This is a genomic window from Kribbella sp. NPDC050281 (assembly GCF_040655855.1).
Classification (GTDB): Bacteria; Actinomycetota; Actinomycetes; order Propionibacteriales; family Kribbellaceae; genus Kribbella.
In genome coordinates this window covers 199,715-224,792 of the sequence record NZ_JBFAKS010000003.1, presented here as the reverse complement: position 1 = coordinate 224,792, position 25,078 = coordinate 199,715, and the positions used below count along the sequence as shown (strand labels likewise).

Genomic DNA, 25,078 nt, shown 5'->3' with positions numbered 1-25,078 from the left:
ATGCCCGATCTCGTCTGGTTCGTGATCCGCCGCCTGTTCGGGGCCGTGCTGGTGATGCTCGCGCTGAGCCTCGCCGTCTACCTGGTCTTCTACGCGATCCCGGCCGACCCGGCCCACCTCGCTTGTGGCAAGCCGTGTACGCCGGACCGCCTCGAGCAGGCCCGGCACTTCATGCAGCTGGATCAGAGCACCATCCAGCAGTACCTCAGCTTCCTCAAGGGCATCTTCGCCGGCCGCACCTTCGGCGACGGTGCGGCGGCGGTGCACTGCAACGCACCGTGCTTCGGCTACTCGTTCCCGCTGGCCCGCCCGGTGACCACGCTGATCCTCGACCGGCTGCCGATCACGGCGTCGATCGCGATCGGCGCGGCCATCCTCTGGCTGCTGCTCGGGGTGTCGCTCGGCGTGGTCGCCGCGCTCAGGCGGGGACACCTGCTCGACCGGTTGTCCGTCGGGGTCGCGCTGGTCGGAGTGTCGACGCCGTCGTTCCTGCTCGGACTGCTGGCGATCCTCGTGTTCGGGTTCTGGCTGAACATGGTCCCGGTGAACGGCTACGTCCCGTTCACCGAGAGCCCGGTCGACTGGGCCTGGCACCTGGTCACGCCGTGGCTCGTTCTCGCGGTCATCCAGGCAGCGGCGTACATCCGCCTGACCCGCTCGCAGATGATCGAGGAGCTGAACCTCGACTACATCACCACGGCCCGGGCCAAGGGCGCCGGCGAGGCTCGCGTGGTCGTCACCCACGGGCTGCGCGGCGTACTGGTGCCGATCATCACCCTCTTCGGTCTGGACCTCGGTGCTCTGCTCGGTGGCGCGATCCTGACCGAGAAGGTGTTCAGCATGCAGGGACTGGGCGACCTCCTGATCAGCGCGGTCGCTCAGCTGGACGTGGCCGTGGTCGTCGGCGTGACGCTGTTCTCGGCCTTCCTGATCATTCTGGCGAATCTGGTGGTGGACGTAGTGCACGGTGTGCTCGACCCGAGGGTGAGCCATGGCTGAGCCGGTACTGGAAGTGCACGACCTGCACGTCACGTTCACGACCGAGGGTGGTCTCGTCCCGGCCGTCGACGGCATCGACTTCTCGGTCGCGCCCGGCGAAACGCTCGCGATCGTCGGCGAGTCCGGCTCCGGCAAGAGCGTCAGCTCCGCCGCCGTGATGGGTCTGCTGCCGTCGAACGCCGCCTGTACCGGTGAGGTGCTGCTGGACGGCCGCGAGCTGATCGGCCTCCCGAACGACGAGCTCCGCAAGATCCGCGGCAACGACATCGCTCTGGTGTTCCAGGACGCGCTGTCCGCGCTGAACCCGTACTACAGCGTCGGCTGGCAGGTCGCCGAGGCGTACCGGCTGCACCACGACGTGTCGAAGAAGGCGGCCCACCGTCGAGCGGTCGAGATGCTGGACAAGGTCGGCATCCCGGACGCGGCCCGGCGGGCGGACAGTTACCCGCACGAGTTCTCCGGGGGAATGCGGCAGCGGGTCGTGATTGCTATGGCTCTGGTGAACGACCCGAGGGTGCTGATCGCGGACGAGCCGACGACCGCACTCGACGTGACCGTGCAGGCACAGATCATGCGCCTCCTGGACGATGTCCAGGAGGAGTTCGGTACTGCGCTCGTCCTGATCTCGCACGACCTCGGCGTGGTCGCGGAGGTCGCCGACGATGTTCTGGTCATGTACGCCGGTCGCGCGGCCGAGCGGGGCACGGTCCGCGATCTGTTCTACCGGGCGGCGCATCCGTACAGCCTGGGTCTGCTCGGTGCGATGCCGCGGGTCGACGTACCCCCGAAACCGCGGTTGACCACGATCCCCGGCACTCCGCCGTCGCCCGGCTCGATCAAGACCGGGTGCCCGTTCCAGCCGCGGTGCGCGTACACCCACCTGGTCGGCGAACGCTGCATCACCGAGCGCCCCGAGCTCACGCCCCGGCCCGGCGAGGGCGATCACGAGGCCGCCTGCCATCTCGGCCGCCGGCCCGAGGTGATCACATGAGTGACGAGCTGCTCCATCTCAAGAACGTCAAGAAGTACTTCGGTCTGCGCGGCGTGCCGTGGCGAGCGGCCCAGGCGGTCAAGGCCGTCGACGGCGTGAACTTCGTCGTCCGCAAGGGTGAGACGGTCGGCCTGGTCGGCGAGTCCGGCTCCGGCAAGTCCACGCTCGCCCGAGTGGCGACCCGGCTCCTGGACCCGACCCAGGGCAGTGTCGAGATCGGCGGTGCGGACGTCACCAACGTCCGCGGCCGCAGGCTCCGGCCGGTCCGCCGCAAGATCCAGATGGTGTTCCAGGACCCGCAGGCGTCACTCAACCCGCGGCAGTCGGTCGGCACCATTCTGAGTACGCCGTTCCGCGCCCAGGGGATCCGGCCGACCAGAGCCCAGCTCGTCGAGTTGCTGCACCAGGTCGGACTCTCCGAGGAGCACCTCGAGCGCTACCCGCACGAGTTCTCCGGCGGTCAGCGGCAGCGGATCGGGATCGCGCGGGCGCTGTCGGTGAAGCCCGATCTGCTGGTCTGCGACGAGCCGGTGTCCGCCCTCGACGTGTCGGTGCAGGCCCAGGTGCTGAACCTGCTCGCCGACCTTCGCGACGAGCTCGGCCTGTCCTATGTGCTCGTCGCCCACGACCTGGCCGTCGTACGTCAGGTCGCGAGCCGGCTGGCGGTCATGTACCTCGGCACGATCGTCGAGGAGGGTCCGGCCGACCAGGTGTACTCGGCGCCGGCCCATCCCTACACGAAGGCCTTGCTGTCCGCGGTCCCGGTGCCCGAGCCGGGTGTCGAGCGGGACCGGATCGTGCTGACCGGCGACGTCCCGACGCCGATCGATCCGCCGTCCGGCTGCCCGTTCCGGACCCGCTGCTACAAGGTCCAGGACGTGTGCGCGACCGCACGGCCTGTGCTCGAACCCGTCCAGGGGAGCACGGAACACCGGGCCGCCTGCTACTTCCCTGAGCCCCCACCTCCTGAGAGGACACGATGAAACACCTAACCCGAGCGGTCGCGGTAGCGGCCGCGTTGGTGCTGGCGGCGGCCGCCTGCAACGCCAACGACAAGTCCACCCCCAGTGGTGGCAGCACCGCGGCCGCGGAGCAGGGCGGCACCTGGCACGTGCTCACCACGAGCAAGGAGATCAACCTCGACCCGGCCAAGAGCCAGAACCTGGGGATCAGCACGATCCACCTGGTGCTGCGCGGCCTGACGTCGTGGAAGACCGAGGAGGGCAAGGCGGCGCAACTGGTTCCCGACCTGGCCACCGACACCGGCCAGGTCTCCGACGGCGGCAAGACCTGGACCTACAAGCTGAAGCCGGGCCTGAAGTACGCCGACGGGTCGCCGATCGTTGCCGCCGACATCAAGTACGGCATCGAGCGGTCGTTCGCGCCGGAGCTGTCCGGTGGCCTCGGCTACCACAAGTCGCTGCTGGTCGGCGGGGACAAGTACACCGGCCCGTACAAGGGTGGCGACCTGGCCTCGGTCCAGACCCCGGACGACACCACGCTCGTCTTCAAGCTGAACAAGCCGTTCGGCGACTGGCCCTGGATCGTCAGCATGCCGGCGTTCTCGCCGGTGCCGAAGAAGGCCGACACCGACCCGGCGCACTACGGCGAGAAGCCGGTCGCCAGCGGCCCGTACCAGGTGAAGTCGTTGGCCCCGGGCTCGAAGCTCGAGCTGGAGCGCAACCCGGGCTGGGACAAGTCGACCGATCAGGCCCGCACCGGCCTGCCGGACTCCATCGTGTTCGACATGGGCCTGCAGCCCGACGTGGTGAACCAGCGCCTGATCGCCGACGCCGGCGACGACAAGTTCGCGGCCACCACGGGCACCTCGGTTCCGGCCGCGCTGATCCCGACAGTAACCGGCAATCCGGCCGTCAAGGCGCGCGTGGCAACGTCGCCGTCGGGCGCCCTGGAGTACCTCGCGATGAACACCAAGCGCCCCGCGCTCTCGAACCCTGAGGTCCGCAAGGCGATCCAGTTCGCCGTCGACAAGCAGGCCGTCCAGGTCGCCGAGGGCGGTCCGGAGTACGGCGGCGAGCTCGCCACGACTCTGATCACGCCGGGCATCGACGGCTTCAGCAAGTTCGACCTGTTCCCGGCGCCGCCGCAGGGCGACCCGGACAAGGCCAAGCAGATGCTCGCGGCCGCGGGCGTCGGCAACCTCACCCTGACCTTGGTCGCCGACAACACGACCGCGACGGGCCTCCCGGTGGCGCAGGCGATCCAGCAGGGCCTGAAGCGGGCCGGGATCACGGTCAAGATCCTGCCGCTCGACACGGAGCCGCTGACCGACCTGATCACCGGGAACAAGCCGGACTTCGACCTGACCGTGGGCAGCTGGCTGCCGGACTTCCCGAGCGCGCTCGGCAACATCCAGCCGCTGTTCGCGTCGTCGGAGATCGGCAACGGCGGGTACAACATCTCCCGCTACTCCAACCCGGCGGTGGACTCCGCGATCGCGGCGGCGACGGCCGAGTCGGACCTGGGCAAGGCCGCCGGAATGTGGGGTGCGGTGGACAAGCAGATCATGCAGGACTCGCCGGTCGTGCCGCTGATCTACGCGCGCAACGCGTTCCTGCACGGGTCGAAGGTGCAGAACTTCTACCTGTCCGCCTACCCGCCGTACCCGAACCAGCTGATCGTGGGTCTGAGCAAGTAGGGCCTCAGGTCCGTCCTTCGGATTCCTGAGCGTCGAAGAGGGTCGGCTGGGTCTCGGCATCGAGTCCCCAGTCGGCCCTCATCACCGTGTAGCCGGCCTTCTCCGCGGCCGCGCACACCTTGACGTCGTCGTCCACCAGGACGGCGACCGGGCGGTCCTCGGCCAGGCGTTTGAGCCGGCCGAGCTTCATCAGCACCGACGGCCTGCGGTCGGTGTTGCCGCGCATGTAGACCTTGCCGTCGGGGAAGCCGTTGTCCTTGAGCCACTTCAGCGTGTCCCGCCGCAGCCGCTCGGGCCGGCCGGTCAGGTAGACGATCTCGTGGTCGGCGGCCAGCGTCGTGGCGACCGCGAGCCCTTCATCCAGGACAGCGTCCTCCTTCGCATGCGCGAAGAACGAATCCCAGTCCTTCGGCCGCTTCGCCAGGAAGTGGATCCGTTCGCTGGTGTCGGACAGCGTCGCGTCGATGTCGAGTACGGCGTACGGCCGTGGATCGTCAGGCACGTCGTCCAGCTTCCCAGGTACGCCGGTCGACGGCGTACTCGACCTCGCCGAACTCGGTTCCGGGCAAGGGGTCGTCGAAGTGCTCGTGGTAGACGCGGGTGAACCGCAGACCGGACCGGCGCATGACCGCCCGGGACCGGTGGTTGACGGCCATCGTGTCGGCGACGACGCGGTCCATCCCGAGCTCACCGAACGCCTTGTCGATCAGCGCCTTCGTCCCTTCCGTGGCGTACCCGTTGCCCCACGCCGTCCGGGTCAGCCGGTAGCCCACGCCCACCATCTCGGGGTCCTTGGTCGGCTGCATCCCGAACCATCCGACGAACGCACCGTCGACCTTCTGGTACGCCGCGAACGTCCCGAGCTCCTGATGCTCCGCGTAGACGGCCAGGATCGCCGGCAGTACGACGTCCTCGATCTCCTCCCGCGGCGTCACCTGCCCGGTCAGGAACCGCATCACCTCGAGATCGGAGTCCAGCCCGACCAGCAACTCCACGTCATCCGCGGCGAACCGCCGCATCACCAGCCGCTCGGTCTCCAGGAACACAATCACGCCCCGACTCTGCCACCCCGCCTTGAGCACCCGCCAACCACTTTGGCGCCTGATCGACGGCCGAACCGTGCTCAAGGCGGGGATTGGCCGTCCGGAGTGTGGGCGGTGTGGGGGTTGGGGTGTGTTGGGTTGCGTGGTTGTCGGCGGGGCAGGTTAGCGTTCTCACCGCAATGGACGACTCGATCACGTTTCTGCACAGCTCGGACTGGCAGCTGGGGATGATGCGCCGGTTCCTGGGGCCGGACGGTCAAGCCCGGTGGGGGCAGGGCCGGCTGGACGCTGTCGCGCGGATCGGCGAGGTCGCCGCGGCCACAGGAGCGGCGTTCGTGGTCGTCACCGGCGATGTGTTCGAGCACAACCAGGTCGAGCGGCAGACCATCTTGCGTGCTTGTGAAGCTCTCAAGCGGATCCCGGTCCCGGTCGTCCTCCTGCCGGGCAACCACGACGCGCTCGAGCCCGGCTCGCTGTGGACGTCGGCCCAGTGGCAGGCCCACCAGCCCGAGCACGTGACCGTCCTGACCGGCACCGAGCCGTTGGAGATCGTGCCGGGCGTCCAGCTCGTTGGTGCGCCCTGGCGTTCGCGCCGGCCGTTGTCCGATCCGGCGGCCCCCGGGTACGCGGACCTGACCCCGATCGAGCCCGGTACGACGAGGATCCTGCTGGCGCACGGCCAACTGACCAGTCTCTCCGGCGGCATGTCGGACGTACCGACCATTGATCAGGCCGCGCTGGAGGCGGCGGTCGCGGACGGGCGACTGCAGTACGTCGGCCTCGGAGACCGACATTCGACGACCCGCGTGACTGACCGCATCTGGTTCTCCGGGACGCAGGAGGTCACCTCGCCTGAGGAGGACGCCCCGGGCAACGTGCTCAAGGTGACCGTCGCCGGCGGCGAGATCGAGGTCGAGCCGGTGCGCGTGGGCGGCTGGCACATGGTCGACCATCGCGTCGAGCTGTTCGACGAGGAGTCGCTCACGGCCCTCGAGGACTGGTTCGCGGAGCTGCCGGAGAAGGAGCGGACGTACGTCCGGCTCGCCGGCGACGGTTCGCTGACGCTGCCACTGCTCAGTCGGCTGGACGCGATGATCGATGCGCAGGGCGAGGTGTTCGCGAGCGTCGAGCGCTGGGCGAAGTTCTGGACCGTGCGGCCGGCGCCGGACACGGCGGATCTGGACGCGTTGCAGCTGAGCGGTCCGGCGCGGGCCGCGATGGAGGAGTTGCGCCAGGCCCTGGCCGGTGGCGACGAGGGCGCGGGTGCGGCGCTGTCGTTGATGCACAGATTGGCGCGGGACGCGGGATGAGGCTCCTCAGCTTGGCGCTGCGGGACTTCCGTGGCGTCCGGGACCGCATTGTCCGGTTCCCCGCGCTCGGCACCACCGTGGTGGTCGGGGACAACGAGGTCGGCAAGTCCAGTCTGGTCGAGGCGTTCGGGCTGGTCTTCGACCTGCCGGACGACTCCAAGTCGACCCGGATCCGCGACATCCAGCCGGTCGGCCAGGACGTCGGCCCGGAGGTGACGGTCGAGCTGACCCTAGGCAACCGCGAGCTGAGCTACACCAAACGCTGGCTGAAGAACCGCTCGACCGAGCTGACCGTGGTCGAGTCCGACGGCCGCCGCCGGTCGTGGACCGGCCGGGAGGCCCACAACGAGGCCGAGCGGCTCTTCCACCAGCACGTCGACCCGGTGCTGTGGCAGACGCTGATGGTCAGCCAGGGGCAGTCGTTGGTGCTGCCAACGCCGGCCGACGCGGAGCCGTTGATCACCGCGGTGACGGCGGAGTCGGGGACACCGGTTGATGGTGCGTCGATGCCGCTGGTGACCGCGGTCGAGCACGAATACCTCCGCTACTGGACCCGCGGCGGACGGCCGACCGGTGACTTCGCCCGGTCCGAGAAGGCCGTGGCCACGGCCGAGCTGACCGCGGCCCAGGCGCTGAAGGCGATGGAGGAGGTCCAGCAGGACATCCGCCGCGCCGAGCGGCTGACCCTCGATCTCCAGGACGTGACGGGCCGGCTCACCGACCACCTCACCTCGGTCGAGGAACTGCGCGAACGCAAGAAGGCGACCGACGAGATCCTGCTCCGGCGCGACTCGGTCCGCCACCGCGCCGAGACCGCGCGGGCCCGGCTCGAGAACCACACCCGGACCCGAGTCGAACGCGAGCGGCTGCTCGACGAGGCCGAACGGTTCACCAAGAGCGATGCGGAGCTCGCCGAACGTCGTACCGATGCCGAGACAGTCGCGAGGACGGCGGTCGAGAGCGTGCATGCGGTCGAGGCGGCGCTGGCCGAGGTGGTCGAGCTCAAGGACGCCCGGCGTACCGATGTCCAGGAGGCGGAGCGGCAGGTCTCCGAGCTGATGGACCGTGCCGAGCTGGACCGCCTGCTGGGTCAGCAGGCGGAGTTGGTCGACGTCCGCGCCCGCATCGCCGCGGCCGGGACGGTCCTGGACCGGATCAAGGTCGACGACGCGCTCGTCGCCGCGCTGGAATCCGCGCGCGCTGAGGTGGTCGAGGCTCGCGCCGCGCTGGCGGCCGGAGTCCCCGAGGTGTCGGTACGTCGCCTCGGCGCGGAGCCGGTCGAGTTGTCCGGGACCGGGTTGGACGGCGGCGCTCGTGAGGTGCCGTCGGAGCTGGGCTTCGACGAGTCGGCCGAGGTGCTGGTCTCCGGTGAGCTGGTCGTCGGCGTACCGGGGCAGGTCGAGGTGACCGTGCGCGCCGGGGGTGAGGCGGCGACGCTCCGGTCGCGCGTTGACGAGGCCGTCCGGCGGGAGAAGGACCTGCTGAAGAAGGCCGGCGTGAAGGACGTCGCGGCCGCGCGGGAGTTGCTGCGGAAGGCGGACACGGCCACCGCCGAGTTGCATGAAGCCCGCCGGACCGAGCGGTCGCTGACGACCGGTGGTGATCCGGGGGAGCGGATCGCGGTGCTGACCGCGCGGCTCGGCGTCGGTGCGGACGACGACGCGGACGCCGAGGAGAGCGGCGGCAAGCAGGCCGCGGTCGAGGGCGTGCCCGGGCAGATGTCGCTGTTCGAGGAGTTCGCGTCACCCCACGACACGCTCGACTTCGAGGGCTTCGAGGTGCCGGTCAGCGCGCCGGATGATCTGGCCGGTGCACAGCGCGCGCTGGAAGAGGCGCGGGACGCGTTGGCCGAGGTCGAGCGGTTGCTCAGCGATGCGGAGTTCGCGGCGGCACAGGCGCGGAAGGCGGCGGACGAGGACCGGTCGGAGGCGCAGCAGGCTCGGGCTCGGTCGGAGCTAGCGGGGGAGCGGCTTGCGGCCGCAGTCGAGGCGTTGGAGGCCGCCAGGGCTCTTCTCGACGATGACGCTGTTGCTGCGGCTGAGGCCGAGGCGACTGGTGAGGTCGAGGCGGTGCTCGAGGAGCTGACCGCCGTACAGGAGCAGGCGGATGCGGCTGGAGCCGATCAGCTCGCGGGCGAGTTGACGGACGCGTTGGCGGTCGCGGCGCGGATGCAGAGCGAGCGAGACACGTTGCGCGACGCGCTGCGGACGACTGAGGGCCGGCTGGAGCAGTCGGGCCGGGACGGCCTGGCGACCCGGCGGGATCTGGCCGAGCTGGAGCTGGCCGGCGTACGGGCCGAGCACGACAGTCTGCGGCGCCGGGCCGAGGCGGCTCGCCGGGTCTACGAGACGCTGAGCCGTCACCGGGCCGAGGCACAGACGAAGTACTCCGAACCACTGCAGAGCCGGATCGAGTCGCTCGGACGGACTGTCTACGGGCCGTCGTTCCGGGTCTGGCTGGACGACGACCTGGCCGTCGCGGAGCGCGAGCTGGACGGCGCGCGGCTGCCGGTCGAGGCGTTGTCGACAGGCGCGCAGGAGCAGCTGGCGATCATCACCCGGCTCGCGATCAGCCACCTGGTCAGCACCGGCGAGAGCAGCGTCCCCGTCATCTTCGACGACGCCCTCGGCTGGTCCGACAAGGCCCGCCTCCGCGACATGGGCGCCCTCCTCGGCCGCGCCGGCGACCACGGTCAGATCATCATCCTCACCTGCATGCCCGACCGCTACGAATACGTCCCCAAGGCAACCTTCATCAAGCTGGACGCCTGATCCGCTCCGGGGCGCTGTAGACCACACAGCGGTCGCCGCGGGTGAAGCCGGCGAGGGTGATGTTGAAGCGGCGGGCGAGGTCGACGGCGAGACTTGAGGGGGCGCCTACGGCGACGATCATGCCGACGCCTGCTGCCACTGCTTTCTGGATGATTTCGTAGCCGGCGCGGCCGCTGACCACGAGGACGAGGCCCTTGCGGCTGTGGTGGTTGAGGGCGGTCCAGCCGACGACCTTGTCGACGGCGTTATGGCGGCCGACGTCTTCCTTGACCACGATCTTGCGGCCGTCGGTGGTGAACAGGCCGGCCGCATGCAGGCCACCGGTGCGGCTGAACGTCGGTTGGGCTTCCCGGAGAAGGTCAGGCAGGCGTCGTACGACGTCCAGCGGGGCCTCCACGGGGTCGACCGGGTCGTAGTCCCGCTCGGCCAGCTCGTCGAGGCTCTGCTGGCCGCAGACGCCGCAGGCCGCCGAGGTGACGCCGTACCGCTGGGGTGGTTCGCGGTCCGGTGGGCCGTCGAACGTGACCGTGACGGTGTTGAACTGCTGCTCGGGGGTCAGCTTCACATCGGTGCAGTAGGCAACGGTCCGGATCGCGTCCGGGCGGACCGCGAAGCCCTCGCCGAGGCAGAACCCGGCGGCCAGTTCGAAGTCGGAGCCCGGGGTGCGCATCGTCACGACGAGAGGCTCGGGTGGACGGCCGGGCCACTCCAGCCGCAGCTCGAGCGGCTCCTCGGTGGTGACCACGTCCTCACGCCGCGACGTCCGGTCGCCGTCCAGCACCTCGACCTTGAACCTGGTGGTCGGACCTTTGTTCATACCTCCACGGTAGGCCGCTCTCACCACCCGCGCCGTGCGGCCAGCCAATCGAGGAAGGTCCAGGCGTAGTACCGCTGGTGCTCCCGCAGCGCCGGCGTACAGCCGGGCGGTGGTGGCAGGTCGATGTTCTTCATCATGTACGCCGCGACCGCCGCGATGTAGGAGTCGAGATGGTCGCCCGGTACGTCGGCCGTCAGCGGGCTCCGGTGGACGGCGGCGCGGGTGTCGATGCCGTGGTGCTGTGCACCCGGGAGCAGACCGATCCAGTCCATCCAGCGAGGCCCGAGCGCGAGCCAGTTCCAGTCCACGATCCAGCAGACGCCGTCGCCGTCGATCAGCAGGTTGTCCGGTCGCAGATCGCTGTGAGTCGCCGTGTCCCCGGCGAACGCTTCTGGGGCGAGCCGAATCAGGTCGACCAGCTCGGGCAGGATCTTTGGCGCCCAGGGCTGGAGACCGGCCGGCATCGGCAATTCGCCCGCGATGATCCGGTCCGGTGTCTGCAGTGGTGCGCCCTCCTCGAGATCGCTCAGGAAACTCTTCAATCCGTCGAGCGGGCTGGGATCCATCGCGTCCGAGATCGCCTCGCAGGTCGCGGTCACCACGTCGAAGTCCGCCGCGGACCACGGCACGCCAGGCATCCGCGCGTCGACCCACTCCGACACGACGGCGAACCACTTGCTGTCCCCATCGGCGGAGTGCGCGGTGGTGACGATCGCCGGGACCCTGATCGCCGCCGGCAGCTGCGGCACAACCTCGGCCTCGCGCTGGTAGGCACGGTAGGCGTGCATTGTGTCGGCGGATGCCTTGACGAAGACCCGGCGCCCGTCGGCCAGCCGGAGCGGCGCGGCGAAGCCGCCGGTGAAGCCCGAGCTGACGGAGCGCCCCGCCTCGGCGATCTCGCTGCCCAGGGCAACGGTCAGGGCCTCGCGGAGAGAGTCCGGGAGCGTGTTCCAGTCCGGGCGCAGCGAGGTTGCGGTGTAGTCGACGTCGGGTGCTCCGCTCATGCCCCAAGACCATAGAGTGCGCGGCGACCCATCGCCTGTGGTTTAGCGTGCCGCCTGTGAGTGGATCCTTGGCCTTGCATGTGCCAGACCTGGTCGGCATCTTCGTGTTCGGGATCACCGGCGCGCTGGTCGGCGTACGCAAGAAGCTGGACGTGTTCGGCATCCTGGTGCTTGCCATGGTCACCGGGCTGGGCGGTGGCTTCCTCCGGGACGTGCTGATCGGCGACACCCCACCGGCCGCGCTGCAGGACTGGCGCTATCTGGTCGTCCCGGTCTTCGCCGGGCTGATCACGTTCTTCCTGCATCCTGGCATCGGTCGCGTCGAGCGGCTGGTGAACATCTTCGACGCCGCCGGCCTTGCGTTGTTCTGCGTGACCGGTGCGCAGAAGGCGATCGAGCACGGCCTGTCGCCACTGTCGGCCGCGTTGCTCGGCATGATCTCCGGGATCGGCGGCGGCGTGATCCGCGACCTGCTCAGCGGCCGCGTTCCCGTGGTACTGCGGTCGGAGATCTACGCCACCCCGGCGTTCCTCGGCGCCGGCATCGTCGTCGTCGCGGCCGCCTTCGAGTACGACGCGACGTGGGTACCGATCGTCGCCGCGGTGACCTGCTTCGGGATCCGATTGCTCGCCATCCGCCGCGGCTGGAACGCGCCGCTACCCCGCAATCCGTGACGGCGGCGCCCACCCGTTGATGACGGCGAGCAGCTCCACGTACCGGTCCCACTGCGGACCTGCCTCGGTACGCCGAAGCGCGATCAGCCGGTCACGGAACTCCGGATCGTGCCACAGCGGGGCGTCCGTCGCGATCGCCCGGTAGCCCGAGGCCATCCGTCGTACCGCTGCCCGGAAGTCGTCGTCCTGGATGAGCGTGGCAAGCTCCAGCCAAGCCTCGACCTGCCCCACGTCGGCGTCGTCCGGGAGCTCAGGGGTGAGGTTCTGCCGGATCGCGGCGAAGCTCGGGTCATCGCCGAGGACCGAGGTCAGGAAGTCCGCGATCAAGGTCCGGCGTTCCTGCTCGGACTGAGCGGTCAGGTTGTGCATGCGTTCAAGCTCCTCCGGGGTGGAATGGCGCCGAGCGGCGATTGACAGCACGGCATGGCGCACTCGCAGGCTCTGGATCTCGACGGCCACCGCGGCGGCGTGCGCGGCCAGGACCTCACCCAGCGTCCGTTCCCGCTCCAGCACCGCCCGCACTGTCGGCAGATCGATGCCCAATCCCCGCAACGTCCGAATCAACTCCAGCCGCGCCACAGCGTCCGCGTCGTACCGCCGATGCCCGGCAGCGGTCCGATGCGACGCCAGCAGGCCCAACTCGGAGTAGTGGCGCACGGCCTTCACCGACACCCCACCCACCCGGGCCAGCTCACCGATCGAGTACTCCATACCCACACCTTCACACCTCCCGTAACGGGAGGTGCAAGCCCAGGGCACGTCTCTCAATTCCCTGCGTGCTGCGCGGCACTCGGCGGGCACATCGCGGCGTTGGAGGACAAGGCACGGAGAACCCCACTCCGAGCCTCGCCCTCCGCCTTGCGCTGCACTCCGCCGAGCACCTGCTCGCTACTGCAGGGAATCGAGAGGCGTGCCCTAGTTGTGGGCGAAGCGAGTCTTGGGGCGCGCGAAGGTAGTGGCGAGGGCGGCGACCAGGGCGCAGGTGATGCCGATGGAGAAGGGGACCCAGTAGGCGGTGGAGGGGCCCCAAACGTCTACTGCGTGGCCGGAGGCGGCGTTGCCCGGGGCTACCCCCAGGAGTATGCCGGTGACGGTCCAGGTGATCGCCTCGGTGAGGCGCTGGGGCGGGACCCACTCCTCGACGCAAGCGGTGAGGGCGACCATCGTGGGCGCGATGGTGAAGCCGCAGAAGAACAGCACCACACCGACGAGCAGCACGCTGTCGACCCAGGGGAGCGGTGCCAGGCTGACGGCGAGCAGGATCGCGCCGAACAGCAGCCGCCGTTCGACCGGAGCGCGCCAGTGGACCGAGCCGTACCAGAGACCGGCCAGCAGGCTGCCGAACGCCCACACGGCCAGTACGACGCCGGACAGTTCGGCCTGACCCTTCTCGGTGGTGAACGCGATCGTGACCACCTCGACGCCACCGAGAGTCGCGCCCAGCCCGAGACCGATCAGGCTGAGCAGCATCAGCGAGAGCCAGGGGAGTGGCGCCTGCTCTGCACCGTCGGCCTTACCGCGGCCGGGCGGGTCGGAGGCACGCAGCGACGCCAGCCAGATGCCGCCGGCCAGTCCCAGCACTCCGGCCGCGGCCAGAGCGGCGTACGGACTGACTTGGGTGGCGAGCGTGGTGACCAGTACTGGGCCGACGATGAAGACGACCTCGTCGCCGACCGCCTCCAGCGCGAACGCGGTCTGCAGCGCCCGTCCCCGGCCGAGCAGATGGGTCCACCGCGCCCGGACGAACGACCCGACCTGCGGACGGGTGCCACCGGCAACGAACGACAACAGGTAGAGCACCCAGGTAGCCGAGTCGGCACGGACCGCGACCAGCAGAGCCGCCAGACCGATCGTGCACAGCACGGAGCCGACGAGCAGCAGCGTCCGCTGCCCGAACCGGTCGACCAGCCGGCCCTGGATCGGACCGGTCAGCGCACCGGCGATGACCGCGACGCCGGACACCGCTCCGGCCAGGCCGTACGAGCCGCTCTCCTGCGCGATCAGGATGACGATGCCCAGCCCGATCATCGAGATCGGCATACGCCCGAGGATCCCGGCGGTGAAGAACGCACTGGCACCGGGACGGCGCATGAGATGGACATAAGGCTTGAGCATGAGAGACCGGCAACACCCTAGCTGTTGGCGGTCTGAGAAACTCGGAATATGCCGTTGCCCCAGTCGCCTGCTGCTGTTCCGTACGACGCCGTCCTGCTGCTGTCCTTCGGAGGCCCCGAGAAGCCCGAGGACGTGCTGCCGTTCCTGCAGAACGTGACCCGCGGCCGGGGCATCCCGGACGAGCGGCTGAAGGAGGTCGGCGAGCACTACTACGCGTTCGGCGGGAAGAGCCCGATCAACGATCAGAATCGGGCACTGCTCGAGGCGCTGCGGGCGTCGTTCGACGACATCGGCCTGGATCTGCCGATCTACTGGGGCAACCGCAACTGGGCGCCGTACCTGACCGACACGATGCGGCAGATGGCCGCTGACGGGATCCGCCGGGCGGTGGTGATCGTCACGTCCGCCTACCCGTCGTACTCCGGCTGCCGGCAGTACCGCGAGAACCTCGAGGACGCGACCAAGGAGGTCCCGGACGCACCGCGGATCGACAAGCTCCGGCACTACGCGAACCACCCCGGCTTCGTCGGATCGTTCGTCGAGTCGACCGCCGAGGCACTGAACAAGCTCCCCGAGGGCTCCGCGATCGCCTACGTGACCCACTCGATCCCGACGGCGATGAATGCGACCAGCGGACCGGACGGCAACGGGTACGTCGACTGGCACCTGGACGTGGCCGCGGAGATCACTGCCGAGCTCGAGCGCCGCACCGGGCACACCTGGCGGACCGACCTGGTCTACTGCTCGCGCTCCGGGCCGCCGCAGGTGCCGTGGCTCGAGCCGGATGTGAACGACCACCTGGAGGCCCTCGCAGACGAGGGTGTGCCGGGCGTGGCCCTCGTACCGATCGGGTTCGTGAGCGACCACATGGAGGTCATCTACGACCTCGACACCGAGGGCGCCAAGACCGCGGAGAAACTGGGGCTGCCGATGGCCCGGGCCGCGACTCCTGGGACCGACCCGCGGTTCGTCTCGATGCTGCGGGACCTGGTCGTCGAGCGGGCCGCGGCCGAACGCGGCGAGGAGCCGGCCAGACCCTGCGTCGGCAAGCTCGGCCCGGCCTGGGACGACTGCCGTCATGACTGCTGCCCACCCCTGCGCCGACCAACTGCCAAGGAAGCCGTATGACGACCGAGAACCCCCAGGACCTCCTCAAGCTCGCGGTGGAGGTGGCGGAGGAAGCGGCCCGGTTGATCGTCGAACGCCGCCGCGGCACCATCACCGTCGCCGACACCAAGAGCACGGTCACCGATGTCGTCACCGCCGTGGACCGCGAATCCGAGGAACTGATCCGGGCGCGGATTCTGCAGGCCCGGCCGGACGACTCGTTCCTCGGCGAGGAGGGCGACGACGTCGCCGGTTCGAGCGGCGTCCGCTGGGTCGTCGACCCGATCGACGGCACGGTCAACTACCTGTACGACCTCCCGACGTACGCCGTCTCGATCGCGGTCGAGTACGACGGGACGACGGTCGCCGGAGTCGTCGTCGATGCCCCGAAGGGTGAGGTGTTCACCGCCACCAAGGGCGGTGGCGCGTTCGTGGACGGCAAGCCGATCCGGGTCTCGGGCTGTACCGATCTGAGTACCGCTCTGGTTGGGACCGGCTTCGGGTACGACGCCGACCGCCGCCAGGTGCAGGCGGAGGTCGTCCAGCATCTGATCACCAAGGTCCGCGACATCCGCCGGATCGGGGTCGGCGCGCTCGACCTCTGCTATGTCGCCTGCGGCCGGCTCGACGCCGTCTACGAACGCGGACTGAATCCGTGGGACTACGGAGCGGGTGCGCTGATCGCGGCCGAGGCGGGCGGGACGATCGGCGGCCTGTACGGCGCCCCGGTGTCGCCGGAGATGTCGATCGCGGCCAGTCCGGCGCTGTTCGGCCCGTTCCACGACCTGCTGGCCGAAGCGAACCCTCTGCGCGCATAGATGTCAGTTGGTGCGCATAGCTGCGCAGGAGTGCGCACTAACGAGCAATTCGGTGTTCGGTCCTGACATTTGTGGAGACACGCGGGTCAATACATGGACCCCGACGCGCGCGAAGGGCCCTTCATAGGGCACAATCCCGTCCTCGGGAACGGTAGTTGCCGGTCCCGGCCTGACTGTCAAGGGTTTCGGGGGACGAAGATTCAGCGCGGTGCTTCGGCGCGGAATTTCTCGGCCGCTTTACCCGTTCAAGGGCTCAGCAGGCAACACCACGGGTATGAAGAGGGCAGGGAACACCATGGCGACTGATTACGACGCCCCGCGCAAGACGGACGAGGACGCATCCGAAGAGTCGATCGAGGAACTGAAGACTCGCCGTCACGACAAGAACTCCGGCAAGGTCGACGAGGACGAGGCCGAGGCCGCGGAGAGCTTCGAGCTGCCCGGTGCCGACCTGAGCCACGAAGAGCTGGCGGTGCGGGTGCTCCCGCGCCAGGCCGACGAGTTCACCTGTTCGAGCTGCTTCCTGGTTCACCACCGCAGTCAGCTCGCCGACACGAAGAACGGGCAGCTGATCTGCCGAGACTGCGCAGCCTGACACCAGCGCCCTTCTTCTGCTTGACCCACAGCGGGACCGTTCCCAGACCCCTGGGAACGGTCCCGCTGTTGTGTACACACCCCACCCAAGGACGACCACACCCCACCCACCGAGCGGGGCGGACCACACCCACCCACCGAGCGGAGCGAGCCACACCCCACCCACCGAGCGGGGCGGACCACACCCACCCACCGAGCGGAGCGAGGTGTGTTCTTCTGGTGTCTAGTCTTTCTCCAACTGCTTCTCGACGCTCTTGACGAGGCCGCCGGGCGCCTTCGCGTCCTGCTCGTAGCCCGGCGGTGCGTACCCGGTCGACTTCAGCCAGTACGACGCCGCCCGCCGCTCCGCGAACAGCTTCGCGGCCGCCGCCGCGGCCCCACTCGCCACCGCCCAGCTGACGACCTCGGCGTACCCGCCCTGGCCGTCCTTCGGCGGCTTCCCGCCCGAGCCGATCTTCCAGGCCGTGGTCACCGCCTTGTTCACGACCAGGCCCACCACGATGGTGAACGCGGCCTGCACCAGCTTCCAGCCGATCTTCGCTCCGACCACAGCAGCCTCCCTAACGCAAGTCCCCGACACTCAGGATCTTGCCACGCTGTGCCCCGTCAGCGCCGCTGCCAACCGGTCCGGATGCCGCGTGGCGATCACCCAGTACGGCGCCGGGTCGCGCGGATCGGTGATCTCGACCCGGACCGCGCCCCGCACGTAGCTGCGCAGCAGCAGGTAGGCCCGCGGATCGCAGTCACGTCCGAACGCGTGCCGAGCGTCGTCACCGGTGAGCGCCTCGACCTGGCCCAGATCCGCCCGTCCGATCACGGCCCGCCCGGCCTGCAGCCGCTCACCGTCCACCTGGACCCGCGCGGCGCCGTACTGGACGAACCAGAGGACCAGGACGAGCGCGGCGACACCACCGACGAGGGTGCCGGCGAACATCCCGACCGGCACGGTCACGATGGCGAAGAGCGTGACGACCAGGGCGACGGCGATGATCCACCAGGACACCGGCACGCTCAGGCGTTCGCGATAAAGAGGCACACCACCAGCCTGGCATGTGGGCGGTCCAGTGGCGTCGATAGGGTCTGCTCTCGTGACCGAGGTACTGATCCAGCGACTCGACCCTGACCTGCCTGTTCCGTCGTACGCGCATCCGGGGGACGCCGGCGCGGACCTGGTGGCGGCCGGCGACATCACTCTGAAGCCTGGCGAGCGCGGTCTGGTCGGCACCGGCATCGCCATCGCGCTGCAGGACGGGTACGCCGCGTTCGTGCACCCGAGGTCCGGGCTTGCGGCCAAGCACGGCGTTTCGATCGTCAATGCTCCGGGCACTGTGGACGCGGGGTACCGGGGCGAGATCAAGGTGTGCCTGATCAACCTCGACCCGCACGCGGAAGTGACGCTGCGGCGCGGCGACCGGATCGCGCAGTTGGTCATCCAGCAGGTGGAGAAGGCGCGGTTCGTCGAGGTGACGTCGCTGCCGGGTTCCGCCCGCGGTGACGGGGGGTACGGCTCGACCGGCGGTTTCGGTGATGTGACACGCTGAACAGATGCGTCCGTTGAGCTGACGGATGCGCGAAACTACGGCGGCTGTACCAAAGACGAACCAGGGAAGTAGAGAACAGTGATCTTCCGCCGCAAGGCCAAGAACGAAGACCCCGAGACGACCGAGCAGGACGCCGCGCCGGAGGAGCCGGCCGTCGGGCCGTTCGACTCCACCGAGGTCGACCCCGAGGTGCTCGAGGCGGAGGACCGCATCGACCTGGGCGCGCTGGTGGTCACCGGCATGCCCGGGATGGAACTGCGGCTGCAGGTCGAGGAGCAGAGCGGCCAGGTGCAGGCAGTACTGCTGGTGCTGGACGACTCCGCGCTGGAACTGCGCGCGTTCGCGGCACCGAAGACGAGCGGCATCTGGTCCGAGGTACGGCGGGAGATCGCCGCCGAGGCCAGCCGGATGGGCGGTACGGCGACCGAGTCCGAGGGATCGTTCGGCACCGAACTGGTGCTGGTCGTGCCGGTCGAGGACCCGGAAGGCCAGATCTTCAGCCAGACCTCGCGGGTGCTCGGCGTGGACGGCCCGCGCTGGCTGCTGCGGGCTACCGTGCTCGGCCGCGCCGCGGTCGAACCGGACGCCGCGTCGGCGATGGAGGAGGCACTGCGCAACGTCGTCGTGGTCCGCGGGAGCGAGCCGATGGCCGTCCGCGAATCGCTGCCGTTGCGGCTCCCGCCGGGCGCTGAGCCCGCGGACGAGGAACAGGGCTGAACGGACTACACTCGAGTCATGGGTAGCGACAAACCCGAGGGATTGTTTCGGCGTGCCTTCCGGGGGCTGGCCGGTGACCGGGACCAGCAGGACGCCGAGGTTCTCCAGGACTTCGCGCAGGACTGCGGTGCCCGGTCCATCACCGGCTGCCACGACCGCGAACTGGTCACGCTGTACGGCACGCTGCGCACCATCACGTTCAGCCCACGCGGCGGCGTACCGGCACTGGAGGGCGAGTTGTACGACGGCACCGGCACGGTCAAGCTGATCTGGCTCGGCCGGCGCAAGATCGCCGGGATCCACCCCGGCTCGGAACTGATCGCCTCCGGGCGGATCGGGGTCGTGGACGGTGACCGGGTGATGTTCAACCCGCGCTACGAACTCCGTCCGACGGCCGCGCATGGCTGAGCCGCAGTCCGGACAGTCGCGCCGCGACCAGGTCGAGGAGAACCTCGAGGAGAAGCTGGTCGAGATCCTGCGCCCCGAACTCGACGCCGCCGAGCACGAACTCACCGCGGACCAGCAGCCCGCTCCCGAGCCGAGGCAGCCGGCCGAGGAGCCCGCGAAGCCGGCCCAGACAACCGACAAGGACTTCTTCCACGCGCTCGGTGGCTGGGGTGCACTGCTCGACATCGGCCTGCCCTGGATCGCGTTCCTGATCGTCTACGGCGCGACCGACCACAACCTGCGGCTCGCGCTGATCGTCGCGGTCGGCTCGGGTGCGCTGGTCGCCGTACTCCGCCTGATCCGCAGGCAGCCGCTGCGCAACGTCTTCGGCGGCTTCGTCGGCGTCCTGATCTCCGCCTGGGTCGCGAACCGCACCGGCGACGCGAAGGACGTCTACGTCCCCGGCCTGCTCACGAACCTCGGGTACGGCGCTCTGTACCTGATCACCGTGCTGATCCGCTGGCCCCTGTTCGGCGTCCTGTACGGCGTGATCACCCAGACCGGCACCGCGTGGCGCAAGGACCCGGCAATGCTCAAGGGGTTCTCGCGGGCGACGCTGGTGTTCGTCGGCCTGTTCGCGATCCGCCTGATCGTCCAGGTCCCGCTGTACCTGGCCGGCTACCTCAACGCACTCGGCATCGCCAAGGTCGGCCTCGGCCTTCCCTTCTACGCCCTGGCCCTGTGGATGGCGTACGCCGTACTGCGCGGCTCGCTGCCGCCGGACAAGTGGGACGAGGCACGCGACCACGTCACCCACCTGCTCCGGGGCAACAAGAAGTAGAAGGTCTTACTCGCTCTTGCGGTGGTGCGGCGAGAGGATGTCCTCGAGCTGTTCCTCGGTCTCGTCGGCCGCGACGAACAGGAGCTCGTCGTTCAGCTCCAGCGTGCCTTCCGGGTCCGGGCGAAGGACCCGGCCCTCGCGCAGGATCACCACCAGCGCGGTGTCCAGCGGCCAGTCGATGTCGCCGACCCGCTGACCGATCATGGGGGAGTCCTCGGGCAGGGTCAGCTCGACCAGGTTCGCGTCGCCCTGGCGGAAGGTGAACAGCCGGACCAGGTCGCCGACCGAGACCGCCTCCTCGACCAGCGCGGACATGATCCGCGGCGTCGACACCGAGACGTCGACACCCCAGGCCTCGTTGAACATCCACTCGTTCCGTGGATGGTTGACCCGGGCAACGGTCCGGGGAACGCCGAACTCGGTCTTGGCGAGCAGCGAGACGACCAGGTTGACCTTGTCGTCGCCGGTGCTGGCGATCGCCACCTGGCAGCGCTGCAGCGCGGCCTCCTCCAGCGAGGAGAGCTCGCAGGCGTCGGCGAGCAGCCATTCGGCCTGTGGCACCGACTCGGCCTTGATCGCCCGCGGGTCCTTGTCGATCAGCAGCACCTCGTGGCCGTTCTCCAGCAGCTCGGCGGCGATCGAACGACCGACGTTCCCGGCACCGGCGATGGCTACCCGCATCACAGCTCCTCAGGCTTGGTGCCGAGTTGGGACTCGATCGCGGCGACGTCTCGTTCCAGCATCACGACGTGCACCAGGTCACCCTCCTGGATGACCGTGTCGGCCTTGGGCAGCACGCCTTCGCCGAGCCGGGTCAGGAACGCGACCCGGGCTCCGGTGGCCTTCTCGATGTCGAACGCGAGCCGGCCGACCCACTCGGAGTCCACGTGCACCTCGGCCAGCCGGACTGTCCCGGACGGGTCGCGCCACTCCGGCTCTGACCCTTCGGGCAGCAGCCGACGCATCATCTGGTCGACGGTCCAGCGCACGGTACCGACGGTCGGGATGCCGAGCCGCTGGTACACCTCGGCGCGTCCGGGGTCGTAGATCCGGGCGACCACGTTGCTGATGCCGAACGTCTCCCGGGCCACGCGGGCCGCCAGGATGTTCGAGTTGTCGCCGTTCGAGACCGCCGCGAACGCCTCGGCCTCCTCGATCCCGGCCTCGATCAGGATCTCCCGGTCGAAGCCCATCCCGACGATGGTCCGGCCGGTGAAGTTCGGGCTCAGCCGGCGGAAGGCGTCGGCCGACTGGTCGATGATCGCGACCGTGTGGCCCCGCTTCTCCAGGCCTCGCGCGAGCGTCGACCCGACGCGGCCGCAGCCCATGATGACGACGTGCACTCGGTGATCACTCCCTGCCCCGTCTGGGGCCGCTGGGTCGGACTCGGCAGGGATAGACGCTACACCGCACCGGGGCTCCCTCTGACATCACGGACCGCGCTTCCCTCTAACATCACCGGTGTGACCCCCGCTCTCGGCGATATCGGTAAACGGCTGCTGCTCGGACGCAAACTGCGCAGCACCCAGTTGGGCGAGACGCTGCTGCCCAAGCGCATCGCCCTCCCCGTGTTCGCCAGCGACGCGCTGTCGTCGGTCGCCTATGCCCCGGACGAGATCTTCCTGACCCTGTCGATCGCCGGTCTGGCGGCGTACAGCTACTCCTGGAAGATCGGCCTGCTGGTCGCGTTCGTGATGCTCGTCGTGGTCGCGTCCTACCGGCAGAACGTGCACGCCTACCCGTCGGGCGGCGGTGACTACGAGGTCGCGACGGTGAACATCGGGCCGTCGGCCGGACTGACCGTGGCCAGCGCGCTGATGGTCGACTACGTGATGACCGTCGCGGTGTCCATCTCGTCAGGCGTCCAGAACGCGAAGTCCGCGCTACCGTTCCTGGCCGGCCATGAGGTGCCCCTGGCGGTCGGCCTGGTCCTCCTGCTGACCGCGATGAACCTGCGCGGCGTCCGCGAGTCGGGTGCGATCTTCGCGATCCCGACGTACATCTTCATGGTGTCGATCATCGGGATGGCGATCTGGGGCATGCTCCGGCTGACCGCCGGGAACCTGCCGCTGGCCGAGAGCGCGGGGTTCGAGGTCCGGGCCGAGCCGGGGCACGAGGTGTTCACCGGCCTGGCCGCGGTCTTCCTGCTGGCCCGGGCGTTCTCGTCCGGGTGTGCCGCGCTGACCGGTGTCGAGGCGATCAGCAACGGCGTCCCCGCGTTCCGTAAGCCGAAGAGCAAGAACGCCGCCACCACGCTGCTGCTGCTCGGCACGATCGCCGTCACGATGCTGATGAGCATCCTGTTCCTGGCCAACAAGATCAAGCTGAGGTTCGCCGAGGATCCGGCCACCCAGCTGTACCGCAACGGGGAGCCGGTCGGCGACAGCTACACCCAGAAGACCGTGATCGGTCAGATCAGTGACTCGGTCTTCTCGAACTTCACGCCCGGCTTCTACCTCGTGATCGGCGCGACCATGCTGATCCTGGTGCTGGCCGCGAACACCGCGTTCAACGGCTTCCCGGTGCTCGCCTCGATCCTGGCCCGGGACGGCTACCTCCCGCGTCAGCTGCACACCCGCGGCGACCGGCTCGCCTACAGCAACGGCATCATCCTGCTGGCCCTCTGCGCGATCGGGCTGATCATCGCGTTCGACGCCCAGGTCACCAAGCTGATCCAGCTGTACATCGTCGGTGTGTTCGTCAGCTTCACGCTCAGCCAGTTCGGCATGATCCGGCACTGGACCCGGCACCTGAAGACCGAGACCGACCCGGCCAAACGCCGGCAGATGATCCGGTCCCGGGTGATCAACGCGATCGGCCTGAGCCTGACCGGGATCGTGCTGATCATCGTGCTCATCACCAAGTTCACCCACGGTGCCTACATCGCGATCATCGCGATGGTGGTGCTGTTCCTGCTGATGAAGGGCATCCGCCGGCACTACAACCGGGTCAGCGAGCAGATGGCGGTCGAGGGCGACGAGCCGCTGATGCTGCCGTCCCGGGTGCATTCGATCGTGCTGGTGTCGAAGCTGCACAAGCCGACCCTGCGGGCGCTGGCGTTCGCCAAGGCGGCCCGGCCGTACATGCTCGAGGCGGTCACGGTCGACGTCGACCGGGACGAGTCCGAGGCCCTGCAGGCCGAGTGGGACAACCGGGGCATCCCGATTCCGCTGAAGCGCCTCGCCTCGCCGTACCGGGAGATCACCCGGCCGATCCTGCAGTACGTGCGCGACATCCGGCGGCAGTCGCCGCGGGACGTGGTGATGGTCTACATCCCCGAATACGTGGTCGGGCACTGGTGGGAGCACATCCTGCACAACCAGAGCGCACTGCGGCTCAAGGGGCGCCTCTTGTTCACACCTGGTGTGATGGTTACGTCTGTTCCTTACCAGCTGATCTCTTCGCAGGTGGCCGAGGAACGGCAGGATCGGGTGGAACGGGTGGCCGGCCAGGTACGGCGTGGGGCCCGCAAGGCGTCAGGAGATCGGTGACGGACGAGGACATCGTCGGGACGGTAGTCGAGCTGGAAGTAGGACCAGTAGCGCACGGGGGACACTGTGTGGCCCGGCACGAGGGGCAGGTGGTCTTCGTCCGGCACGCGTTGCCGGGTGAGCTGGTGCATGCCCGCATCACCGAGCAGACCGCGAAGTACCTGCGGGCTGACGCCGTGCAGGTACTGACACCGTCACCGCAGCGGATCGAAGCGCCCTGCCCGTACGCCGGACCGGGGCTGTGCGGCGGGTGCGACTTCCAGCACGCCAACATCGTCGAGCAGCGGCGACTGAAGGCCACGGTGGTGTCGGACACGCTCCGGCGGATCGGTGGGATCGAGCGCACGGTGGTGATGGAGTCGCCGGGTGACGACGGCCTCGGCTGGCGCACCCGGATGCGGTACGCCGTCGTCGACGGACGACCAGGCATGTACGCGCACCGCTCGCACGACCTGATCCCGATCGAGCGGTGCCTGATCGCTCACCCGGATACGCCCGACGTACTCGGGCAGCGGTGGCCGGGCGAGTCGTCCGTGCAGGCTGTCGTGTCGTCGGAGGGCAAGACCGCAGTACTGACAGGCGAGGAGCCAGGCGGACGGGTCGTCGAGGTAGTGCGCGACCGGCGGTTCCGGGTGGAGGCAGGTGGGTTCTGGCAGGTGCATCCGGCCGCTCCGGAGACGCTGGTGGACGCCGTACTGAGCGGACTGGAGCCTTCGGCGGGCGAGACCGCGCTGGATCTGTACTCCGGGGTCGGACTGTTCGCGGCGTTCCTGGCCGAGGCGGGGTGCGCCGTACTGGCGATCGAAGGTGACAAGGACGCGGTGCGCAACGCGCGGCGGAACCTGCACGACCTGCCGGGGGTCACGCTGGAGACCGGTGACGTCGACCGCGTGCTGAACGCGGCCGCCGGGCAGGGGCTCGAACACGTGGACCTGGTCGTGCTCGACCCACCACGCACGGGTGCCGGCAAGGACGTCGTACGCCGGATCGCGGCGCTGGCACCGCGACGGGTGGCGTACGTGGCGTGTGACCCGGCGGCGCTGGCGCGGGATCTGAAGACGTTCGGGAAGCTCGGATACGGGATCGCGTCGCTGCGGGCGTTCGACCTGTTCGGCATGACCCACCACATCGAGTGCGTCGCCATCCTCGAGCCTGTGGACAGTGAAGTGGTGGTGTCCGGAGGGCTCGGGTAGCGTTCT

26 protein-coding genes are annotated in these 25,078 nt (G+C 69.2%); 16 read left to right on the top strand and 10 right to left on the bottom strand.

Annotation, left to right across the window (positions count from 1 at the left end; all coding sequences use genetic code 11):
* From AB0I34_RS05325 to AB0I34_RS05310, 4 genes are read left to right on the top strand one after another with little or no spacing between them, the layout of a single operon-like run.
* Positions 1 to 999 (top strand): ABC transporter permease, encoded by a 999-nt coding sequence (locus tag AB0I34_RS05325; RefSeq protein WP_360439747.1) that lies wholly within the window; start codon positions 1 to 3, stop codon positions 997 to 999.
* Positions 992 to 1,990, top strand: coding sequence for an ABC transporter ATP-binding protein (locus AB0I34_RS05320; protein WP_360439744.1), 999 nt, complete (start codon positions 992 to 994; stop codon positions 1,988 to 1,990). The genes AB0I34_RS05325 and AB0I34_RS05320 overlap by 8 nt, the downstream gene beginning before the upstream one ends.
* Positions 1,987 to 2,973 (top strand): ABC transporter ATP-binding protein, encoded by a 987-nt coding sequence (locus AB0I34_RS05315; RefSeq protein ID WP_360439741.1) that lies wholly within the window; start codon positions 1,987 to 1,989, stop codon positions 2,971 to 2,973. Before AB0I34_RS05320 ends, AB0I34_RS05315 begins: the two co-directional genes overlap by 4 nt.
* On the top strand, positions 2,970 to 4,649 hold the full coding sequence (locus AB0I34_RS05310; RefSeq protein ID WP_360439738.1) for an ABC transporter substrate-binding protein: 1,680 nt from the start codon (positions 2,970 to 2,972) through the stop codon (positions 4,647 to 4,649). The genes AB0I34_RS05315 and AB0I34_RS05310 overlap by 4 nt, the downstream gene beginning before the upstream one ends.
* A gap of 4 nt (positions 4,650 to 4,653) precedes the next feature.
* Here AB0I34_RS05310 and AB0I34_RS05305 read toward each other — a convergent pair whose 3' ends face one another.
* Positions 4,654 to 5,151 carry an HAD family acid phosphatase gene (locus AB0I34_RS05305; protein ID WP_360439735.1) on the bottom strand — a complete coding sequence of 166 codons (498 nt, stop codon included), beginning with the start codon at positions 5,149 to 5,151 and terminating at the stop codon, positions 4,654 to 4,656.
* A complete protein-coding gene (locus AB0I34_RS05300) occupies positions 5,144 to 5,701 on the bottom strand; it encodes a GNAT family N-acetyltransferase (protein WP_360439732.1) in 558 nt (185 codons plus the stop codon). The genes AB0I34_RS05305 and AB0I34_RS05300 overlap by 8 nt, the downstream gene beginning before the upstream one ends.
* A gap of 170 nt (positions 5,702 to 5,871) precedes the next feature.
* On the opposite strand from AB0I34_RS05300, the gene AB0I34_RS05295 reads away from it, so the two are divergent.
* Together AB0I34_RS05295 and AB0I34_RS05290 are read left to right on the top strand one after the other, a co-directional pair.
* Positions 5,872 to 7,002 (top strand): metallophosphoesterase, encoded by a 1,131-nt coding sequence (locus AB0I34_RS05295; RefSeq protein WP_360439729.1) that lies wholly within the window; start codon positions 5,872 to 5,874, stop codon positions 7,000 to 7,002.
* The gene (locus tag AB0I34_RS05290; protein ID WP_360439726.1) at positions 6,999 to 9,773 is read left to right on the top strand and encodes an AAA family ATPase; all 2,775 of its coding nucleotides are present in this window, start codon (positions 6,999 to 7,001) and stop codon (positions 9,771 to 9,773) included. Before AB0I34_RS05295 ends, AB0I34_RS05290 begins: the two co-directional genes overlap by 4 nt.
* Here AB0I34_RS05290 and fdhD read toward each other — a convergent pair.
* On the bottom strand, positions 9,757 to 10,590 hold the full coding sequence (fdhD, locus tag AB0I34_RS05285) for a formate dehydrogenase accessory sulfurtransferase FdhD (RefSeq protein WP_360439724.1): 834 nt from the start codon (positions 10,588 to 10,590) through the stop codon (positions 9,757 to 9,759). The genes AB0I34_RS05290 and fdhD overlap by 17 nt on opposite strands.
* A 20-nt stretch (positions 10,591 to 10,610) precedes the next feature.
* The gene (locus tag AB0I34_RS05280) at positions 10,611 to 11,594 is read right to left on the bottom strand and encodes a phosphotransferase (RefSeq protein ID WP_360439721.1); all 984 of its coding nucleotides are present in this window, start codon (positions 11,592 to 11,594) and stop codon (positions 10,611 to 10,613) included.
* Between the two features lie 56 nt (positions 11,595 to 11,650).
* Between AB0I34_RS05280 and AB0I34_RS05275 the strand changes: the two genes are divergently transcribed.
* A complete protein-coding gene (locus tag AB0I34_RS05275) occupies positions 11,651 to 12,268 on the top strand; it encodes a trimeric intracellular cation channel family protein (RefSeq protein ID WP_360439718.1) in 618 nt (205 codons plus the stop codon).
* On the opposite strand, the gene AB0I34_RS05270 is transcribed toward AB0I34_RS05275, so the two are convergent.
* Both AB0I34_RS05270 and AB0I34_RS05265 read right to left on the bottom strand, forming a co-directional pair.
* Entirely contained in the window at positions 12,251 to 12,979 is a 729-nt protein-coding gene (locus AB0I34_RS05270) for a MerR family transcriptional regulator (protein ID WP_360439715.1), read from the bottom strand. The genes AB0I34_RS05275 and AB0I34_RS05270 overlap by 18 nt on opposite strands.
* A 204-nt stretch (positions 12,980 to 13,183) precedes the next feature.
* Positions 13,184 to 14,383, bottom strand: a complete 1,200-nt coding sequence (locus AB0I34_RS05265; protein WP_360439712.1) for an MFS transporter — start codon at positions 14,381 to 14,383, stop codon at positions 13,184 to 13,186.
* Positions 14,384 to 14,431: 48 nt separating this feature from the next.
* Between AB0I34_RS05265 and AB0I34_RS05260 the strand changes: the two genes are divergently transcribed.
* From AB0I34_RS05260 to AB0I34_RS05250, 3 genes are all read left to right on the top strand, one after another.
* Positions 14,432 to 15,511 carry a ferrochelatase gene (locus AB0I34_RS05260; protein WP_360439709.1) on the top strand — a complete coding sequence of 360 codons (1,080 nt, stop codon included), beginning with the start codon at positions 14,432 to 14,434 and terminating at the stop codon, positions 15,509 to 15,511.
* Positions 15,508 to 16,308: an inositol monophosphatase family protein gene (locus AB0I34_RS05255; RefSeq protein ID WP_360439706.1), complete on the top strand. Its 801-nt coding sequence runs from the start codon at positions 15,508 to 15,510 to the stop codon at positions 16,306 to 16,308. Before AB0I34_RS05260 ends, AB0I34_RS05255 begins: the two co-directional genes overlap by 4 nt.
* A 295-nt stretch (positions 16,309 to 16,603) precedes the next feature.
* Positions 16,604 to 16,903, top strand: coding sequence for a DUF4193 domain-containing protein (locus tag AB0I34_RS05250; protein WP_131352267.1), 300 nt, complete (start codon positions 16,604 to 16,606; stop codon positions 16,901 to 16,903).
* 222 nt (positions 16,904 to 17,125) lie between these two features.
* Here AB0I34_RS05250 and AB0I34_RS05245 read toward each other — a convergent pair whose 3' ends face one another.
* Together AB0I34_RS05245 and AB0I34_RS05240 are read right to left on the bottom strand one after the other, a co-directional pair.
* Positions 17,126 to 17,452, bottom strand: coding sequence for a DUF4235 domain-containing protein (locus AB0I34_RS05245; RefSeq protein ID WP_360439703.1), 327 nt, complete (start codon positions 17,450 to 17,452; stop codon positions 17,126 to 17,128).
* A 30-nt stretch (positions 17,453 to 17,482) separates the two neighbouring features.
* Entirely contained in the window at positions 17,483 to 17,938 is a 456-nt protein-coding gene (locus AB0I34_RS05240; RefSeq protein WP_360439700.1) for a DUF3093 domain-containing protein, read from the bottom strand.
* Positions 17,939 to 17,990: 52 nt separating this feature from the next.
* Between AB0I34_RS05240 and dut the strand changes: the two genes are divergently transcribed.
* The 4 genes from dut (at position 17,991) to AB0I34_RS05220 (ending at position 20,388) form a co-directional block, all read left to right on the top strand.
* Positions 17,991 to 18,443 carry a dUTP diphosphatase gene (dut, locus tag AB0I34_RS05235; RefSeq protein ID WP_131352273.1) on the top strand — a complete coding sequence of 151 codons (453 nt, stop codon included), beginning with the start codon at positions 17,991 to 17,993 and terminating at the stop codon, positions 18,441 to 18,443.
* Positions 18,444 to 18,521: 78 nt separating this feature from the next.
* Complete coding sequence (locus AB0I34_RS05230) at positions 18,522 to 19,160, top strand: DUF3710 domain-containing protein (protein ID WP_360439697.1); 639 nt, start codon at positions 18,522 to 18,524, stop codon at positions 19,158 to 19,160.
* 18 nt (positions 19,161 to 19,178) lie between these two features.
* The gene (locus tag AB0I34_RS05225) at positions 19,179 to 19,568 is read left to right on the top strand and encodes an OB-fold nucleic acid binding domain-containing protein (protein WP_360439694.1); all 390 of its coding nucleotides are present in this window, start codon (positions 19,179 to 19,181) and stop codon (positions 19,566 to 19,568) included.
* Positions 19,561 to 20,388 (top strand): DUF3159 domain-containing protein, encoded by an 828-nt coding sequence (locus AB0I34_RS05220; RefSeq protein WP_360439691.1) that lies wholly within the window; start codon positions 19,561 to 19,563, stop codon positions 20,386 to 20,388. Before AB0I34_RS05225 ends, AB0I34_RS05220 begins: the two co-directional genes overlap by 8 nt.
* Positions 20,389 to 20,394: 6 nt before the next feature.
* On the opposite strand, the gene AB0I34_RS05215 is transcribed toward AB0I34_RS05220, so the two are convergent.
* Complete coding sequence (locus tag AB0I34_RS05215) at positions 20,395 to 21,069, bottom strand: TrkA family potassium uptake protein (RefSeq protein WP_131352281.1); 675 nt, start codon at positions 21,067 to 21,069, stop codon at positions 20,395 to 20,397.
* Entirely contained in the window at positions 21,069 to 21,731 is a 663-nt protein-coding gene (locus AB0I34_RS05210) for a TrkA family potassium uptake protein (protein ID WP_360439688.1), read from the bottom strand. Before AB0I34_RS05210 ends, AB0I34_RS05215 begins: the two co-directional genes overlap by 1 nt.
* 120 nt (positions 21,732 to 21,851) lie before the next feature.
* Here AB0I34_RS05210 and AB0I34_RS05205 point away from each other — a divergent pair, with 120 nt between their 5' ends.
* Positions 21,852 to 23,879 carry an APC family permease gene (locus AB0I34_RS05205; protein WP_360439685.1) on the top strand — a complete coding sequence of 676 codons (2,028 nt, stop codon included), beginning with the start codon at positions 21,852 to 21,854 and terminating at the stop codon, positions 23,877 to 23,879.
* The gene (locus tag AB0I34_RS05200; protein WP_360439682.1) at positions 23,876 to 25,072 is read left to right on the top strand and encodes a class I SAM-dependent RNA methyltransferase; all 1,197 of its coding nucleotides are present in this window, start codon (positions 23,876 to 23,878) and stop codon (positions 25,070 to 25,072) included. Before AB0I34_RS05205 ends, AB0I34_RS05200 begins: the two co-directional genes overlap by 4 nt.
* The last annotated feature ends 6 nt before the right edge of the window (positions 25,073 to 25,078 follow it).

Excerpts from the sequence above, each read along its gene's own strand:
- AB0I34_RS05270 (WP_360439715.1), bottom strand. The coding sequence starts at position 12,979 with ATGGAGTACTCGATCGGTGAGCTGGCCCGGGTGGGTGGGGTGTCGGTG.
- AB0I34_RS05260 (WP_360439709.1), top strand. The coding sequence starts at position 14,432 with ATGCCGTTGCCCCAGTCGCCTGCTGCTGTTCCGTACGACGCCGTCCTG.
- AB0I34_RS05215 (WP_131352281.1), bottom strand. The coding sequence starts at position 21,069 with ATGCGGGTAGCCATCGCCGGTGCCGGGAACGTCGGTCGTTCGATCGCC.
- AB0I34_RS05225 (WP_360439694.1), top strand. The coding sequence starts at position 19,179 with ATGGGTAGCGACAAACCCGAGGGATTGTTTCGGCGTGCCTTCCGGGGG.
- AB0I34_RS05250 (WP_131352267.1), top strand. The coding sequence starts at position 16,604 with ATGGCGACTGATTACGACGCCCCGCGCAAGACGGACGAGGACGCATCC.
- AB0I34_RS05295 (WP_360439729.1), top strand. The coding sequence starts at position 5,872 with ATGGACGACTCGATCACGTTTCTGCACAGCTCGGACTGGCAGCTGGGG.
- AB0I34_RS05265 (WP_360439712.1), bottom strand. The coding sequence starts at position 14,383 with ATGCTCAAGCCTTATGTCCATCTCATGCGCCGTCCCGGTGCCAGTGCG.
- AB0I34_RS05310 (WP_360439738.1), top strand. The coding sequence starts at position 2,970 with ATGAAACACCTAACCCGAGCGGTCGCGGTAGCGGCCGCGTTGGTGCTG.
- AB0I34_RS05325 (WP_360439747.1), top strand. The coding sequence starts at position 1 with ATGCCCGATCTCGTCTGGTTCGTGATCCGCCGCCTGTTCGGGGCCGTG.
- AB0I34_RS05290 (WP_360439726.1), top strand. The coding sequence starts at position 6,999 with ATGAGGCTCCTCAGCTTGGCGCTGCGGGACTTCCGTGGCGTCCGGGAC.
- AB0I34_RS05255 (WP_360439706.1), top strand. The coding sequence starts at position 15,508 with ATGACGACCGAGAACCCCCAGGACCTCCTCAAGCTCGCGGTGGAGGTG.
- AB0I34_RS05315 (WP_360439741.1), top strand. The coding sequence starts at position 1,987 with ATGAGTGACGAGCTGCTCCATCTCAAGAACGTCAAGAAGTACTTCGGT.
- fdhD (WP_360439724.1), bottom strand. The coding sequence starts at position 10,590 with ATGAACAAAGGTCCGACCACCAGGTTCAAGGTCGAGGTGCTGGACGGC.
- AB0I34_RS05280 (WP_360439721.1), bottom strand. The coding sequence starts at position 11,594 with ATGAGCGGAGCACCCGACGTCGACTACACCGCAACCTCGCTGCGCCCG.
- AB0I34_RS05320 (WP_360439744.1), top strand. The coding sequence starts at position 992 with ATGGCTGAGCCGGTACTGGAAGTGCACGACCTGCACGTCACGTTCACG.
- AB0I34_RS05220 (WP_360439691.1), top strand. The coding sequence starts at position 19,561 with ATGGCTGAGCCGCAGTCCGGACAGTCGCGCCGCGACCAGGTCGAGGAG.